Here is a 15,751-nt window from a genome sequence, read left to right on the forward strand (position 1 = left end):
TTTACTTCGCCACCTTGTTCCAGGGCATCTTGCCCAGGGCGCTGATCATCGGGCAGGAATCGCGCACTGCCGAGAACACCAGTCCGCCGCCGATTCCGGCCGAGAGGTAGGCGAACTTCGGGGAGATGAACTTTGCGCCCAGCAGGCCGGCGAGCACCAGCGAACCTGCGGTCATGCGCATCTGGCGATCCAGTGCCCAGCGCTGCACCCCGCGCACCATTGTTCCGCCGGCGTTTTCGTAGGCGGTGACGCCGCCGATCAGTACGGTGCTGTGCCCGAGCTGCTGCTCGTTCAGGGCGCGCTGCGCCTTGGAGGCGCGGTTGCCGCTGTGACAGATCAAGACCGGAGTGCCCGGGATCTTGGCCAGCACTTCGGCGGCGTTCGCGGTGAATTCTTCCAGCGGTACGTTGTACGAGCCGGGAATGTGGACGGTCTCGAATTCGCCCGCGGTGCGCACATCGATCAAGGCGAGGTCGGCGTCGGGGGCGTCTACCAGGCACTTGAGCGCTGCGGCGTCCATGGTGTTCAAAGCGCTAGTCATTGGTGGAGTTCAGCTTTCGTTGCAGGGGTGGTTAGTTGGCGAAGACGGACCAGCCGAGGTAGCTGCCCTGAAGCTCGATTATCTCGAAGCCGGCATCGCGCAGGGCGCTGGCGGCCACGGCATTGCGCATGCCGCTTTGGCAGTAGGTCACGATGGCGCCGCTGGTTGGCAACTGATCCTGGTTCCACAGCACGCGTCCGCCGGACAGCTGCGTTGCGCCCGGGATGTGCCCGGCGGCGAACTCGGTCTTGTTGCGCACATCCAGCAGCATTGCGTAGTCGAAACCTTCCAGCTGGGCCGGGGTGATCGACTTCGGCTTCACGAGGGTCAAGCCTTCGAGGCTGGTGGTGAAGCCCTTGACCGCGTCGATTCCCACGCGCATCAGGTGGGCGCGGATCTGGGCGGCATGCTCGACGGAGTCGGCGAGCACGATCAGATCGCGTTCATCCTTTTCCGGGTCGTAGGCCCAAGCGCCGAAGCTTGCGGTCTTCGCCGTGCCCGGGATGGACAGGGCCCCGGCTACAGTGCCTTCGGCGATCTGGGTGGGCCCGCGGGTGTCGACGAATGCCGAGGCGCCCGAGCGAATCTGCTCCACGATTCGCGCTGCCGGTACTTCTTCCAGTGCTTCGAGCTCGCCGAGGACCGCTGGGCCCAGGCGGTTCTGGCGCTTCATGCGGCCAAAGTACGCGTGAGCGTCGGGCTGGCCGTTGAGCAGTTCGGCAATGAAGCCTTCCTGGTCGTCGTTGGCCAGGTAGGTGCTCCACCATGCGAATTCGCGCTCGTAGCCCAGGGTGGTGGAAGGGACCGCGCCCAGCGCCTTGCCGCAGGCGCTGCCCGAGCCGTGGCCAGGGTGGATCTGGATGTAGTCGGGCAGTTCGGCCAGGGTTTTCTTCAGCGAGGCGTAGAGGTCACGGGCGCCTTGGAAGCGGGTGTCCACTCCGCCGGCTGCCTCATCGAGCAGGTCTGGTCGGCCCAGGTCGCCGGCGAAGATGAAGTCGCCGGAGAGCAGGTAGCCCGGGGTCTTGCTGAAGGCGCCGTCGGTGACGGCGTAGGCCAGGTGTTCTGGGGTGTGGCCGGGGGTGTGGCGGGCGGTGATGCGCAAGTTGCCCAGCACGATGGCGTCGCCATCCATCAGGCGCTCGGCTTCGAAGCCGTACTGCCAGTCCTTGCCGCCTTCGCCCGAGACATAGCTGGTGGCGCCGGTGGCGGCGGCCAACTCGCGGGTTCCGGAGAGGTAGTCGGCGTGGATGTGGGTTTCGGCTACGGCAGTGATGCGCATGCCGTGCTTGGCCGCCAATGCCAGGTAGTCGGAAATGTCGCGGCGTGCGTCAACTACCAGGGCTTCGCCCTTGGCCTGGCAGCCGATGAAGTAGCTGGCCTGTGCGAGGTCTTCGTCGTAGAGGCGTTCAAGCAGCATGGTTGGTTCCTTTCAAAGATGAATTGAAACCACCATACGTGATACCCCCGGGGGTATGTCAAAAATACGGGTGGGGGTATACGTTGAACTGTCGAAAATCACTTCTGGGGGAGGGTGGTTCTAGCCTTGTGCGAACTGGCGCAACCAGCTGTGCAGCTGTTTCTGCTCGAGAGGATCCAATGAACCTAGCAACTGCAGTTCCCCGTCGCTGGAGGGATGCAGGATGCCGAGGTGATCTGCGGGAAGGTGCGCCATTGCCGCGCCGGCATCGGAGTCGGCGGATGCGCTCGCCGGAGCGGAGATGAATATTTCCGCAGGAGAATCCGGCCACCCTTCGAGGATTGAAATCGTGCCCTCTAATAGGCGCAAAGTTTCATGCGCGCTGAGCCATGCGGTGACCGTGCCGATGCCCAGTTCCAGACCCGCCTCGGGGGTGTTTTTGCGCATTCCCTTGGTGAGAATCTGGGTTTTCACGTTGAACTTGTCCGTTGCCATTGGCTTCGCCCGGGCCAGGCGCTGTTCCATGCGCGCGAAATCCTGCTCGATGCTTTTACGGCTTGCGAAGATACCCATGCAAGTAACTTTGCCTGCTTCGGTGGACGCTGTCGAGCTATTTGCCGGTTGCAGCCGAAAGTACCGAAGTGAAAGCCGACTTCAGCGACTGCGCCAGATCTGCAGATTCTGCCAAATAGCCATTGACCATTGCTCCGTCGCGCAGCATCATGAACTGGCGTGCAGCGGTTAGTGGATCCTTGACTCCGGCATCGGAGGCGATGTCGGCGAATTTTTCGAGCATCCACTGGCGGTGCGTGCCGATGATTTCGCGTACCGGGTCTGCCGGATCTGAATACTCGGCCGCCGCGTTAATGAATGCGCAACCGCGGAATCCCGGGTTGCAGCTGGACGCGCCAATGCCTTCTGCGATCGCGCCGAGTGAAGCGGCCGGGTCTGAGGGGTCGTGCACGCTTTGGAGCCACTCGCGTTCCTTTTCGCCCAGCTCGCCGAGGTAGGCGACGACCAGGTCGCTTTTGCTGCGGAAGTGGCGGTAGAAGGTGACCTTGGTGATTCCTACTTCTTCAATGATCTTGTCGGCGCTCGTTGCGCGGATGCCTTGGGTGTAGAACAGGCGGCTGGTTGCCTCCAGGATGCGCTCGCGAGTGGCACCGGCCGAGCGGGTTCGGGTGGATTTGGCCGCTGCTTCTGATTGCACGAGTGCCTCCAAGTAGAAAAAAGTTCTTGCGCAGGTATACGAAGTAGTCTACCTTAGTAAATGTAGACGAACTAGTAACTCTACTAGTTCCGGATTTTGAGGAGACGCAACATGTCAGCACCCCTGTAAAGCACCACCGCAACCGCAACCGGCAATGGCCGTTCCCAGGCCCGCGCTGTCAGCGACGATGGCTTGCTCGATGTCACGCTGGAAACCCCGACCTCCATGGGCGGCCCGGGCGGTGCAACCAATCCCGAGCAGCTTTTTGCCGCCGGCTGGGCCTCTTGCTTCCATTCCGCTCTGAAGCTCGTCGCCGCGAAGCGCAGGGTCAAGATCGCGGACTCCACCGTCACCGCAGAAGTTTCCCTGCGTAAGACCCCGGAAGGCGGGTTCGGATTGGAAGCGGCACTGCAGGTGAACTTCGCTGCGGGCCTGAACAAGGAAATGGCTGACGAGCTAGTTGACGCCGCGCACGCCGTCTGCCCCTACTCCAACGCCACTCGCGGCAATATTCCGGTGACGCTGACCAGCGTCGTAGCTTGAGCACCGCCATGAGCATCACGTCCAGCGATTACAGCCGCAAGTTGCGCAACCTTTATTTCGCCCGCTTCGCCGTGGTAATCATCTGGGTTGGCCTCGTGCTTGCAGCGGCCGCCCGGGCTACTGAACCGAGCATCTTGCTGACAGCGCTGCTGGTAATTTTTCCAGCATTCGATGCAGGCGCCGTGCTGTGGCAAATGCGAGCGGATCCCGCGGGGCGGGGCTCCTGGGCGGTACAGAAGGCAGCGATTGCCTTGAGTTCAGTGGTTTGGGGATCGCCTCTTCGATCTCGCTGCCGGCGGCCGTTGCTGTCTGGGGAGTGTGGGCGATTGCCTCCGGTGTCCCGCAGTTGCTGACCGTGATTCGCAACCGAGGTGCCGGCGGCCAAATTGCGCAGGTGCTATCGGGAGGTATCTCGGTGCTCGCCGGTGGCGGTTTCCTCTACCAAGGGCTCCTGGGACGCGCAATGATGGCCGGGGTAGCGGGCTATGCGACCCTCGGGGCGGTCTTTTTCCTCGTCTCGGCCATCGTCTTGAGCGCAAAACTGCGCAAGGTCAGCGTCTAGGCCAAGCTGTCGAGGTGCTTGGCCAATCGTGCGCTGGCGTTGGCCAGATGCTGGGCCAATACCTCGGCGGCACCGTGGGCATCACCGGCTTCAATGCACTGAAGCAGGCGTTCGTGCTCGTCGGCAATATCTGCGGTGTTGAGCAAGGTCGCATCCTGCACATGGGTCATGCACAAGCGGATTTCATCGCTGAGCTGGTCGTAGATGGAGCTGGTCCGCTGCGACTGGAGGGCTTGGACCAGGGCGGAGTGGAACTGGACATCTGGGTCCACGATGTCGATCGGGGACGCATCGCGCAGGGCAGTGATTTCCGCATTGGCTTGGCGAGCGGCTTCTGGGACTTGGCCGGTGCTCGCCAGCAGTCGGACCGCCTCGGCTTCGATGATGGCTCGGGTGCGGTAGATGTCGCGAGCGTCGGCCGAAGTCAGCAGCGTGACTTTAGCGCTCTGATGCGCGTTGCGCGTCAGTAAGCCGCTGGCAACGAGGTTTTCCAAAGCGGCTTTTGCTGTTGGCCGGGCCACCTCATAGTGCGCAGCAACGTCGACCTCGCCCAGCGGCGTGCCGGGGGCCAGTTCTCCGCTGAAAATTCTGGCACGCAAAGATTTTACGATGGTCTGAACCACGGAAACCACACCTAAACGGGCTGCCACATGGATCCTTTCGCCCTGCTGGAAAACAACCTAACAAGTATCCCACGAATCGTACTACTATGACATGAGTACTTGTTAGACAATTTTCGTATTCGGCAAGCGGCGCTTGCCAACCGCACAGGAGCGCACCATGGCTTTGAGCACGCCAGCACTCGGCGAAACAACCGTTTCGTCCACGATCCTTGACCTCGTCGGGGACCAAGACCGCGTTAAAACCCGATCCATCGACCGCGTTGCCTACGCTTCGGATGCCTCGCACTACCTGTACACCCCGCAGGCAGTGGTGCTGGCCAAGGATGCTGCCGAAGTATCGGCGTTGCTGACGGCCGCCGCCGCCAAGGGCCAGCCGGTCACCCTGCGCTCCGGCGGCACCTCGCTGGCCGGACAGGCCAGTGGCGACGGGCTGATGATCGATGTGCGCCGCAACTTCCGCGGGATTACCGTGCTCGATAAGGGAGCACGCGTGCGCGTGCAGCCCGGAGCAACCGTGCGCCAGGTCAACGCCCGTTTGGCGGTCTACGGAACGAAGCTGGGCCCGGACCCGGCCAGCGAGGCCGCATGCACCATCGGCGGCGTGATCGCCAACAACTCCTCGGGCATGGCCTGCGGCACCGAATTCAACACCTACCGGACCCTGGAATCGATGACCTTCGTGCTGCCATCGGGAACTATGATAGATACCGCGGATCCCGAGGCTGACCGCAAGCTGGCCGCCGCCGAGCCGCGGCTGGTTGCCACTTTGGACAAACTGCTCAAGCGCGTGCGCAGCAATCCTGCTTCGGTCGCGAAGATCGAAAAGCACTTCGCGTTGAAGAACACCATGGGCTACGGCATCAACGCCTTCCTGGACTTCGATACGCCTGCCGAGCTGATGGCACACCTGATCATCGGTTCCGAGGGAACCCTGGCGTTCGTCGCAGAGGCCGTCTTCCGCACTGTGCCGATCCGCAAGCTGGCTGTCGCCACCTTGGCCGTATTCGACAACCTGGATCTGGCCACCCGCGCGCTGCCTGAGCTCGTGGAATCCGGTGCAGCCACCCTGGAGCTGATGGACTCCACCTCGCTGCGCGTCGGCCAGTCCTTGCCTGGCGTGCCCGATGCCATCATGGGCTTCGACGTCGAGCAGCAGGCCGCCTTGCTGGTGGAGTACCACGCGGACACCGAAGAGGAGCTGGCTGGGCTGCGATCCGCAGGCCAGTCGCTGCTCGATGCTTCGGCATTGCGTGCTCCAGCCATCTTGTCCCCGGATGCCAAGAACCGCCAGGCCGCCTGGAAGTTCCGCAAGGGCCTGTATGCTTCGGTGGCCGGCGCCCGCGTTTCGGGTACCACCGCGCTGCTGGAAGACGTCGTCGTCCCGGTTGAGACCCTGGCCGAAACCTGCGACAGCCTGCAGGAGCTATTCACCGAGTACGGCTACGAGGATTCGGTGATCTTCGGCCACGCCAAGGACGGCAACATCCACTTCATGCTCACCGACCGCTTCGAGGGCGATGTGGCGCTGAACCGCTACAACTCCTTCAACGACAAGATGGTGCAGCTGATCCTGGACAAGGACGGCAACCTGAAGGCGGAGCACGGCACCGGCCGCGCTATGGCGCCATTCGTTCGCGCGCAGTACGGCGATGAGCTCTACGAGGTGCACCTGGAACTGAAGGCCGCCTGCGACCCCCGCCTGATGATGAACCCGGGCGTGATCATCGATGAGGACCATGCCGCGCACATCCGCAACATCAAGCTCAACGAGACCATCGAGGTTGAAGCGGACCACTGCGTGGAATGCGGCTACTGCGAACCGGTTTGCCCGTCCAAGGACCTGACCCTGACCCCGCGCCAGCGCATCGTGGTGCGCCGCGCCATTGCCAAGGCCGAAGCCGAGGGGAACACCGCCCTGGTGGCCGAACTCGAGCGCGACTACGAGTACAACGGCGTGCAGACCTGTGCCGTTGACGGCATGTGCGTCACCGCATGTCCTGTGGGCATCAATACCGGACTGCTGGTCAAGCGCCTGCGCCGCGAAGATGCACATCCTGTGCTGGAAGCCGGTTTCAAGGCCGCTGCCAAGGGCTGGGGTGGTGCGACCCGAGCTGGTTCGCTGGCGCTGAGCGTTGCCGACAAGTTCCCGACCGCAGTGGTCCGCGGCGCTACCGACTTGGTTCGCAAGGTGGTCAGTGAGGATCTCATGCCACGCTACGATGCTGACCTGCCAGGTGGCGGCGAAGCCCGCAAGCCAATGGCCGGGAACTTAGGTGCCGTTGGCACCGAGCCTCTGGCGATCTACCTGCCAGCCTGCGTGAATTCGATGTTTGGCCCGGCTGGAGATGGCGAGGGTGTTGCCCCGGCATTCACCAAGCTGCTGCACGCTGCCGGCGTCTCCGTATACGTCCCAGAAGGCATTGAATCCACCTGCTGCGGCACCCCTTGGACTTCCAAGGGCTACGAGCAGGGCCACGAAGTCATGGGCCAGCGTGTGCTGGAGGAAATCCGAGCTGCCATGCCGGGCAAGAACTTGCCGATTATCTCGGATGCTTCGAGCTGCACGGAAGGCTATGAGCACACCCTGGCCGAGCACGGTTACGAGGTAGTGGATCTGTTGGCATTCACTTCGCAACACCTGCTCGACAAGCTGCCCGAAATGCAGAAAATCTCCTCGGTGACCCTGCACCCGACCTGCTCATCCACGCAGATGGGCTTGAACCCGGATATGCAGAAGATTGCCGAGGCAGTCGCTGACACCGTGAACACCCCGGTCAATTGGGGTTGCTGTGGTTTTGCCGGCGATCGCGGCATGCTGCACCCTGAGCTGACCGAGTCGGCAACTGCCCGGGAAGCGGCCGAGGTTCGTGAATTGGATGCGCAGGAACATGCTTCGTGCAACCGTACCTGCGAACTGGGCATGACTCGTGCGACCGGCAAGGAATACCGCCACATCGTTGAATTGCTGGCAGAGGCTGCTGGCAAGTAGCACCCAGGACAAAGCCGCTTGAAAGGCAACTTTCAGGCGGCTTTGCCGCAGGGTGATGCTTAGAGCTGGTACTTGCCGAGGATCAGGCCGCGAGATCTTCGGGGCCGTCATGCGGTTTCAGTCGTTCCTTGAGTTTCTGCATCCATTTCGAATCGCATCTCAATTGAGGGAACGGTTTGTGCGCGTATCCGGTGGCCGGTGGTGCGGTGGACTTGTACGACATTGCTGATCCTGGGCAAACCATGATGGGATGGCCGTTGCCGAATGCAATGTATTCGTACCAACCGACGGCTTCCTTGGCTTTGTTGCAGGCAGCGCACCGGCCATCGCCGTTGAAAACAGTGGTCTTGCCGCCACGGGCGTATTGCTTGACGTGGTCTATTTCCTCGACGATTCCGTCGCAGAATGGCGTGCGGCAGTGTCTGTCGCGGACCGCGATGAACTTCTTGAGCTTTTCCGGGAAAATCCGGGCTTTAGAATCCATGGTGATCAGGTCCTGGTCACCGGGCGCCGTGTAGAAGCGGGCGAGTTCGGTGCGCACTTCGAGCTGTTCGATGAGTTCTTGGTCAGGTTTGGCATCGATCTGCTCGGGGGTCAGGTCATTTGGGATCTGATGCCCGCTAATCCATTCACGCACGCTCTGGGCAGGAATGAATCCGTAACCTTCCAAATAGGCTGGTTCGCGTTCGCCGGCGAAGAGGGCTCGGTCGGTCATGATCACACCGACGTGCAGCGCGATGGGCATCTTGGAAGGTTCACCAATCATCATGTAGCTGAAGAGCAGGTCGGCACGAATCTGGGCGCGAGAGCGCTTGTCGCCTTTTTTGCGCAGGGCTTTTGACTCATCGTCCAAGTAGTTCTTCAGGCACATGCCCTGCAGCAGGGGGTATTCGCCGTTGATCATGATGCGGCCGCGCTGATGGTCGATTTTCAGGCTGAGTTTGCGTTGTTCTTCAACGGTTTTCTGCTCGATTGATTCCTGGTCTGAGGTGTAGGACAGGACGAACTTATGGACCGTTTCCTTGATCTGGTTAGTGCCCATGGACTCGAACATGTCCGGGTTCTGGGCGAAGAACTGGTCGAACTCGGTGCGACGCAGGGGTTTGAGGGCTTGCAACGGAGTCAGGATGGCTTGGGCTTGTGCCTCGGTGAATTCTCCGCGTGCGCAGGCTGCCGCGAGGTGAGGGGTGTCTTCGAAGAGGATGCGGCAATTGACCAAGTAATTGCGCATTCCGTGCGGAGATTGCCTGCGGGCCAGAGCGACGCTGGCGGCTGCGCCGCGCGTTTGGTCATCCATGTGGATGCCACGTTCTTCATGGTCTCGAACGAATTCCTTCTCGAGTTGGTGGCCGAGGGCGGCCTGCTTGAAGCGCAATGTGGAGATGAAAGACTCCAGTAATTCGATGCCTTGGGCGCACTCGGTTTTGCTGCCATGTTCTTCAATAGCAGACAGGTCGTCTTGCACCATTTGCATGTGGAGGTCGAAGTCCTCATGTGGTGCTGGTGGGGTGAGGCTGCTTCCGTGCGCCTTTGCTTCGGACATGTTCTAATTATACTTCTTTAGATAGAACATGTCTTCTAATAATGTGGAAAACTTCGGAATCTGCGCTGCGTGCATACTTATGCAAATCCTGTAATGATATCCATCTCAAAATCTCGATGGCCCGCACGGCGCAATATCGTTGAATGCCCAAGTAAAAGGGCGTAAATGCGGAAAAATCGCTGGTTTCCAAGAGATTCTGGCCCGGTGGGAGCATGACATGATGTTCCAGTTCAGGACTTCCATTTGCAGCGCACGGCCGCATCCAAGGCCGGATCGAGGCAGCAATAACACCCCCATTGAGGACCAGCGATGAACCGCAAGCCATCCATGAGCTCGAGCCAGGCCACCATGCTCGGTGCCCAGCTGCGTCGTCGCAAGTCGATCGCGAACATGATCACCGAGTCGCAGACCAATGCGGGAGCGGGCCAGCTGCGACGAACCTTGGGCATGTGGCAGCTGACCATGATCAGCGTCGGCGCCACGATGGGCACGGGCATCCTGGTAATCCTCGGCGATACGGTGCCGGTCGCAGGCCCGGCCATCTGGATCTCTTTCGTGATCGCGGGCATCACCGCCCTGCTCTCTGCGGTGTCCTATGCGGAAATGGCCGGCATGGTTCCGGTATCCGGCTCCAGCTACTCCTATTCTTACGCGACCATGGGCGAAGGCATCGCCTGGATCTGCGGCTGGTGCCTGGTGCTCGAATATGCGGTATCGGTGGCTGCGGTGGCCGTAGGTGCGGGCCAGTACGTGAACGAAACGCTGCGGACCTTCGGCATGGAACTGCCCCAGATGCTTGCCGGGGGACCTGCTGAAGGCGGCGTGGTGAACTTGCCGGCACTGATCGTCATCGCGCTGGCCACCTTGCTGCTGGTGCGCGGGGCGCGCGAATCGGCCATCGTGAACTCGATTGTTGTGGCCATCAAGGCCGGAATCCTCATCTTCTTCTCGATCGTCGCCTTCAGCGCCTTCGATGCGGGCAACTTCGAACCGCTGCTGCCAATGGGCGCCGCCGGCGTGACCGCCGCGGCCTCAAGCGTGTTCTTCTCCTACATCGGTTTCGATGCCGCCTCCACCGCCGGCGAGGAAGCGAAGAACCCGAAGCGCGATTTGCCGCGTGCCATCATGCTCTCGATGCTGATCGTGACCATCAGCTATGTGCTGGTAGCCGTTTCGGCCATCGGTGCGCGCGAATGGAACTGGTTCGAAGGTGCGCAGGCGCCGCTGGTGCAGATCGTTGGCGAGCTGACCGGCCGGCCGGTCTTCGTGCTGATCTTCGCGGTGGCTGCCGTGCTGGCCATCGCCTCGGTGGTGCTGACCGTGCTCTACGGCCAGACCCGCATCCTGCTGGCCATGTCCCGCGATGGACTGGTGCCGCCGGTGTTCGGCAAGGTTTCGGCGCGCACCGGAACCCCGGTTGCCGGAACCTGGATCACCGGCATCCTGGTCGCGATCACAGCTGGGTTCATCCCGCTAGGCGCGCTGGCTGACGCCACCAGCATCGGCACCCTCTTCGCCTTCGCGCTGGTGGGCGCATCGGTGATGTACCTGCGCAAAACCCAGCCGAAGGCCGAACGCACCTTCCGCGTGCCGCTGTACCCGATTACCCCGATCCTGGGCATCCTCGCCTGCTTGTTCCTGATGAGCCAACTCGGCTGGCATACCTGGGCGGTGTTCATCATCTGGATGATCGTCGGTGCTGCCGTCTACCTGGGCTATGGCCGGCGTCGTTCGCGCCTGGGCCAGATGACCAAGCAGGAATACGCCGCCACTCTCGCCGACGAGAAGTAGGAACGCCAGGTGCTGCAGGAGAAAGAGGTTCGGTGGAAGGTGTGAATTCCATGGTATTCATCGGTGCTATTCGGCTCGTGCTTGCGATACGCGTAGGGTGGGAATCACTCGAATGAGCAGGAGTTTGCAATGAGCACCACAGGCCGCAGGGATATCCATCTTTCGTTGACCGCCGACCAGGCCGACGACCTGATCAGCGCGCTGGAAGCGCACCGCGGAAGCTTCGAACGCCTGGAGAAGGAGGCGGGCCATGGTTTCGGGCTTCCTGCGGCGTATTGGACTGGCCGGGTTCAAGAGGTCCAAGAGCTGCTTGATGCGGTGCGCAGGCAGGAACCCGGCGATGATACCGGGCTGCAAGGCGAGGGCGGAGCTGGCCGGGAGCTTGGGCAAGCGGACTAGCCAGCTGGGCTCTGTCGCCGGATCAGTCCTGGTGCTTGTCGCTCTGGGAGTCCGATAAGTCCAGATGCTCGGAGGACTCTGCTCCGGGAGCGCTCTGGGTCCTGATCGAAAACGGAATCTCATGGATCGCGGCACTGTGGGCCCAGTACCCGACGCGGAAGGTGGCGAGCCGAGACTCGCTGTTCCGTCGGCACAGGTCGCCCATCGTGGATTCTGCCGGGAGCGCGGGAACTTCGGGGAAGATGGGGCTGGGCACGGTCACGTGCCAAATCTGCAAGTTATCAGGTTCTCCTCCGCACAGCACCAGCAGGACCGCGCGGCCTTGGGTGGAGATGAATCCCATGACGTCTTTAACCAGTTCATGGGGTTCGGTGATGACTACCGGCATGCCCTCTGTCCAGCCGTAAGTGGACAGGTGCCGTCGTGCTGCGTGTGAGTTGAGCAGTTCGGTGATGCGCCGGGTGGCGTTTGAGCGCAGGTTTGAGTGGTTCAAGGAATCCTCCGTTGATGGCAGCTCGCCGTTAGGTGAATGCCCACGAAATCAGGGTGTGACGGATCACAGCTTGAATCCCCGGGTTTCGCCTCAGGCGCTCGGTGAACATCGTGGAGTTATTTTCCTAGAATATGCGAATTCCTCGAAAAAATGTACTAGGAGCGAAATGCTCCGGAACACAGAACCGGTGGCTGTCGAATCGCCATGGCATGGGATCGTGAACCTAAGCAGGGTGGCGCGCGCATGGCGAGCCTGGAGAGAACGCAACCCGGGGCCCCAGCCTGCGAATGCAGGCTGGGGCCCCGGGTGCTGTATCGGCTAGTAGCTCAGGCCGAAACCGTAGTCGAAGAGCGCGCCGTCGGAGGTCTCAGCGTAGCCGGGCAGATCGCTGAACTGCTCGGTGATTGCCTCGCGTGTACCAGCCAACGCGAACGGCATGCGGCCTTGCGGAGAGAACTTGCCGGAGAGCACGTCCATCAGCGCGGTGTCGGTCATGCCGAAGCCGGCCACGATGGCGCCCGCCTCGCGCAGCCCGCTGGTCTCGTCCATGACGAATGGCTGGCGGAAGTACACGTGCATGACGACCTTGCTGGGGTCCTCGACCTCGCTCATCACCTGCTTGATGGTGTCCAGCGACGGGCTGATTTCCCAGGACTGCGACTCGGCCATGCCGGTGAAGTCCAAGATGCTGGATTCCCAAGGCAGCGACCCGCCGAAGCGCAGGCCGTTATCCGTGCAGGATTCGGCGCCCTGGGTCACACAGGCATCGGCTGCGCCGAATGGGCTGGCTCCGTCAAGGCCTTCAATGCCGTCCATGGTGATCGGGCTGATGTGCTCCGGGTTCATGCCCGATTCCGGATCATCGGACTTGTAGGAACTGGTGTTCTTGTTGTTCACCGATACCGAGAACTTTCCGCATTGTGGTCATGGGTGTTTCAGGCTGTGGAAAATCTACGGTGGGCGAGTTGCTCGGTGGCCAGATCAAAGCAGAGTTCCTCGATGGAGACTCCATGCATCCGAAGGCGAACATCGACAAAATGGCTTCGGAAAAGCCGTTGGATGATGCCGATCGCGAGCCCTGGCTCGGTGAAATCGGGCGTCTGCTGGCGGCAGCCGGAGAACGTGAGCCATTGATCATTGCGTGTTCGGCACTCAAGCGGAAGTACCGCGATCAGATCCGCGAGCAGGCGCCTGCAACGGTGTTCATTCACCTGCACGGGAGTCTTGAGCTGCTGACCGAACGCATGGGCGAGCGTGCTGGGCACTTCATGCCAGTCGGATTGCTGAAGTCCCAGTTCGAAACGTTGGAAGAGCTTGAGCCAGATGAACGCGGACTGGTGCTCGATATTTCAGCATCGCCGCAACAACTGGCCAGTCAGGCAGCCAGTTGGTTGGGTAACCATTAAGTAGGGCTGGCGCAACCCGAGGCAGGTACGGACAAATCCGTGCGTGCCTCGGGTTTTGCGTTTGGTCCCCGAGGTTCCGCCGGCGAGGCCTGGTGCATTCCACTTTCGGCCAGCAGCATGCCAGCGTCAGGGAAGCCAGGCGCAGCAACAGCTCCGAGGTGCAGCTGGAGGTGCCGTCCTCGCTGAAGGAGGACTCGCTGAGGAATCCCTTGATTTCGGCGCCTTGCCTCGGGCACTCGTTCTGCAAGACGCCGTAGCGAGGGTCGCACGTTCGACTGTCTGCAGATCATCTTCGGAGCTGCTCGAATTCTGTGCAACTGTCGTGGCAAAAGTTTGCCATAGGGCACCGGAGTCCAGGATCTATGGCCATTTTCCTGAGGTGTGCCTTATTATTTAGAAGTCAGGAATCCAGCTCAAGCAGGTTCCGGCGCTCTCAAAAGGGGCGATACCCGTTGCGGCCCAGCAACCGGTAACGGCAGACATATATGGAATTTCTTCAGCACGATTTCTTGAAAAGAGTCCATAATGTCTAGCGTTTCAGCTGCCATTTCCCATGCCCTCAAGCCCATCGCCCCGCAAATCTTCGGATTAATGGGCAACGGCAACGCCCACTTCCTGGATGCCGCCGTCCGCGCGGGATTCGACTACACCGCCGTGCGCCACGAATCCGCCGCTGTTTCCGCGGCCGACGCGTACTTCCGCATCTCCAACAAGCTGGCCATTGCCTCGACCACCTACGGAGCCGGGTACACCAACACCATCACCGCCTTGGCCGAAGCCGCCGCAGCACGCACCCCGCTGCTGTTCATCACCGGCGATGCCCCAACCACCGGCCTGCGCGGTTGGGATGTCGACCAGGCTGCGATCGATGCCGGCGTGCGGGCAGCGCGCTACGTCGTGGACCGCCATACCCCGGGTGCCACCGCGATGGAAGCGGCCGCCCATGCGCTGCGCGAACGCCTGCCGGTGGTCTTGGCCATTCCCTATGATTTGGCGGCAGCGGATTCCCTCGAAGAACAGCTTCCTGATTTCGCATCGCTGCGCAGCACCCCGCCGGCGCCGCAGCTGAACTCCACCCAGCTGGAGCAGATCGCGCAAAAGCTCAATGCGTCCGAGCGCACCCACATCCTCTACGGCCGTGGCGCGATAGATGCCGCAACCCACGTCAAGGACTTGGCGCAGAAGCTGGATGCCACCACCTCGGGCACTCTGCTGGCCCGCGACCTGCTGGACTACGAGTTCGATCTGGGCATCACCGGCGGCTTCTCCACCGAGGCCAACGCCCGCATCATCGCCCAGGCCGACACGGTGCTGGTGCTGGGCGCTTCGCTGAACCAGTTCACCATGCGCTTTGGCGATCTCATCGCCGCCGATGCAACCTTGATCCAGGTCGATCTGGGAAGCACCGCCACCAACCCGCGCGTAGACTACTTTGCCACCGCAGATTCGGCTCTGGCCGCGGCAGATCTGCTCGAAGCGGTTGATCCGGCAGCCGGCGGATGGCGTTCGAGCCTGGATCTGTCGAACCTGCGCAGCCGCCCGGCCGGTGACGAGCAGGCCGCCGACGGGCAGCTTGATCCGCGCCGCGTGGCCAGCGAGCTGGAGCAAATCCTGCCGGCCAACCGGCTGCTGGTGCAGGACGGCGGCCACTTCATCGGCTGGGGACCGATGTACTGGTCGACCACCGGGGCGCGCTCCGTGAGCTGCGTGGGCACCGCCTACCAGTCCATCGGCCTGGGCATCGCTTCGATGGTCGGTGCCGCCCCTGCGGCGGATGGCCGCACGGTAGTGCTGGCCGCCGGCGATGGCGGCTTCCTGATGGGGCTGGCGGATCTGGAATCGATCGTACGCACTGTGGAAAGTGGCGTAATCGTCATCTACAACGACTCCGCCTACGGAGCGGAAATCCACCAGTACGGATCCATTGGCCTGCATGAGGACCCGATGCTGATCCCGACCGTCGATTTTGCCGGCATTGCCAACGCCATGGGTGCCACCGGAATCCGCCTTGACACGCTCGAAGACCTTGCTGGGGTGCGGCAGTGGGTCCAGGCTGGAGCGCGAGGGGTGTGCCTGGTCGATGCCCGCGTATCAACGCATGTGCGCGCCCCTTATATGGAAGAAGTCCTGGCTGCGAACAAGAAAGCAGCGGCGGCTTCGGGATTACAATCCGGTAAAGGCGCTGGAAAGCGATAGCTGAACGTCGTAGGGTGGTTAAGTGCGCAAGTTATTAG

The 15,751-nt window shown here is 61.7% G+C and carries 14 protein-coding genes and 1 pseudogene; 7 read left to right on the forward strand and 8 right to left on the reverse strand.

All coding sequences use genetic code 11. From position 1 onward, the window contains the following. Position 1 precedes the first annotated feature (1 nt). The 4 genes from AARI_RS01075 to AARI_RS01090 all read right to left on the reverse strand — a co-directional run bounded on the left by AARI_RS01075 (position 2) and on the right by AARI_RS01090 (position 3,168). Positions 2-541, reverse strand: coding sequence for a rhodanese-like domain-containing protein (locus AARI_RS01075; protein WP_013347539.1), 540 nt, complete (start codon positions 539-541; stop codon positions 2-4). Positions 542-572: 31 nt separating this feature from the next. Then, entirely contained in the window at positions 573-1,958 is a 1,386-nt protein-coding gene (locus tag AARI_RS01080) for an MBL fold metallo-hydrolase (protein WP_013347540.1), read from the reverse strand. Between the two features lie 120 nt (positions 1,959-2,078). Continuing rightward, positions 2,079-2,531, reverse strand: coding sequence for a hypothetical protein (locus AARI_RS01085; protein ID WP_013347541.1), 453 nt, complete (start codon positions 2,529-2,531; stop codon positions 2,079-2,081). 37 nt (positions 2,532-2,568) lie between these two features. After that, positions 2,569-3,168, reverse strand: coding sequence for a TetR/AcrR family transcriptional regulator (locus tag AARI_RS01090; RefSeq protein ID WP_013347542.1), 600 nt, complete (start codon positions 3,166-3,168; stop codon positions 2,569-2,571). Between the two features lie 138 nt (positions 3,169-3,306). Between AARI_RS01090 and AARI_RS01095 the strand changes: the two are divergent. Together AARI_RS01095 and AARI_RS19050 are read left to right on the forward strand one after the other, a co-directional pair. Continuing rightward, positions 3,307-3,711: pseudogene (locus AARI_RS01095) on the forward strand (organic hydroperoxide resistance protein); the annotation flags it as partial. 187 nt (positions 3,712-3,898) lie between these two features. Beyond that, positions 3,899-4,273 (forward strand): hypothetical protein, encoded by a 375-nt coding sequence (locus tag AARI_RS19050; protein ID WP_157867061.1) that lies wholly within the window; start codon positions 3,899-3,901, stop codon positions 4,271-4,273. On the opposite strand, the gene AARI_RS01105 is transcribed toward AARI_RS19050, so the two are convergent. After that, a complete protein-coding gene (locus tag AARI_RS01105) occupies positions 4,270-4,923 on the reverse strand; it encodes a GntR family transcriptional regulator (RefSeq protein ID WP_013347544.1) in 654 nt (217 codons plus the stop codon). The genes AARI_RS19050 and AARI_RS01105 overlap by 4 nt on opposite strands. 130 nt (positions 4,924-5,053) lie before the next feature. Between AARI_RS01105 and AARI_RS01110 the strand changes: the two genes are divergently transcribed. Then, complete coding sequence (locus tag AARI_RS01110) at positions 5,054-7,885, forward strand: FAD-binding and (Fe-S)-binding domain-containing protein (RefSeq protein WP_013347545.1); 2,832 nt, start codon at positions 5,054-5,056, stop codon at positions 7,883-7,885. 82 nt (positions 7,886-7,967) lie between these two features. On the opposite strand, the gene AARI_RS18350 is transcribed toward AARI_RS01110, so the two are convergent. After that, positions 7,968-9,428: an HNH endonuclease gene (locus tag AARI_RS18350; RefSeq protein ID WP_013347546.1), complete on the reverse strand. Its 1,461-nt coding sequence runs from the start codon at positions 9,426-9,428 to the stop codon at positions 7,968-7,970. Positions 9,429-9,737: 309 nt separating this feature from the next. On the opposite strand from AARI_RS18350, the gene AARI_RS01120 reads away from it, so the two are divergent. Together AARI_RS01120 and AARI_RS01125 are read left to right on the forward strand one after the other, a co-directional pair. After that, on the forward strand, positions 9,738-11,219 hold the full coding sequence (locus AARI_RS01120) for an amino acid permease (protein ID WP_013347547.1): 1,482 nt from the start codon (positions 9,738-9,740) through the stop codon (positions 11,217-11,219). A 129-nt stretch (positions 11,220-11,348) separates the two neighbouring features. Next, positions 11,349-11,618, forward strand: a complete 270-nt coding sequence (locus tag AARI_RS01125) for a hypothetical protein (RefSeq protein ID WP_013347548.1) — start codon at positions 11,349-11,351, stop codon at positions 11,616-11,618. A gap of 22 nt (positions 11,619-11,640) precedes the next feature. On the opposite strand, the gene AARI_RS01130 is transcribed toward AARI_RS01125, so the two are convergent. Next, positions 11,641-12,111: a hypothetical protein gene (locus tag AARI_RS01130; protein WP_013347549.1), complete on the reverse strand. Its 471-nt coding sequence runs from the start codon at positions 12,109-12,111 to the stop codon at positions 11,641-11,643. A gap of 318 nt (positions 12,112-12,429) precedes the next feature. Beyond that, on the reverse strand, positions 12,430-13,008 hold the full coding sequence (locus tag AARI_RS01135; RefSeq protein ID WP_041648280.1) for a glycoside hydrolase family 3 C-terminal domain-containing protein: 579 nt from the start codon (positions 13,006-13,008) through the stop codon (positions 12,430-12,432). 29 nt (positions 13,009-13,037) lie between these two features. Here AARI_RS01135 and AARI_RS01140 point away from each other — a divergent pair, with 29 nt between their 5' ends. After that, positions 13,038-13,517, forward strand: coding sequence for a gluconokinase (locus AARI_RS01140; protein ID WP_041648282.1), 480 nt, complete (start codon positions 13,038-13,040; stop codon positions 13,515-13,517). Between the two features lie 525 nt (positions 13,518-14,042). Next, complete coding sequence (locus tag AARI_RS01145) at positions 14,043-15,713, forward strand: thiamine pyrophosphate-binding protein (RefSeq protein ID WP_013347552.1); 1,671 nt, start codon at positions 14,043-14,045, stop codon at positions 15,711-15,713. Positions 15,714-15,751: the final 38 nt, after the last annotated feature.

It is taken from the genome of Glutamicibacter arilaitensis Re117 (assembly GCF_000197735.1).
GTDB classification, from domain to species: Bacteria; Actinomycetota; Actinomycetes; order Actinomycetales; family Micrococcaceae; genus Glutamicibacter; species Glutamicibacter arilaitensis.

Coding starts and splice junctions, on each gene's coding strand:
- AARI_RS01140 (WP_041648282.1), top strand. CDS start 13,038: ATGGGTGTTTCAGGCTGTGGAAAATCTACGGTGGGCGAGTTGCTCGGT.
- AARI_RS01125 (WP_013347548.1), top strand. CDS start 11,349: ATGAGCACCACAGGCCGCAGGGATATCCATCTTTCGTTGACCGCCGAC.
- AARI_RS18350 (WP_013347546.1), bottom strand. CDS start 9,428: ATGTCCGAAGCAAAGGCGCACGGAAGCAGCCTCACCCCACCAGCACCA.
- AARI_RS01080 (WP_013347540.1), bottom strand. CDS start 1,958: ATGCTGCTTGAACGCCTCTACGACGAAGACCTCGCACAGGCCAGCTAC.
- AARI_RS01085 (WP_013347541.1), bottom strand. CDS start 2,531: ATGGGTATCTTCGCAAGCCGTAAAAGCATCGAGCAGGATTTCGCGCGC.
- AARI_RS01075 (WP_013347539.1), bottom strand. CDS start 541: ATGACTAGCGCTTTGAACACCATGGACGCCGCAGCGCTCAAGTGCCTG.
- AARI_RS01145 (WP_013347552.1), top strand. CDS start 14,043: ATGTCTAGCGTTTCAGCTGCCATTTCCCATGCCCTCAAGCCCATCGCC.
- AARI_RS01110 (WP_013347545.1), top strand. CDS start 5,054: ATGGCTTTGAGCACGCCAGCACTCGGCGAAACAACCGTTTCGTCCACG.
- AARI_RS01120 (WP_013347547.1), top strand. CDS start 9,738: ATGAACCGCAAGCCATCCATGAGCTCGAGCCAGGCCACCATGCTCGGT.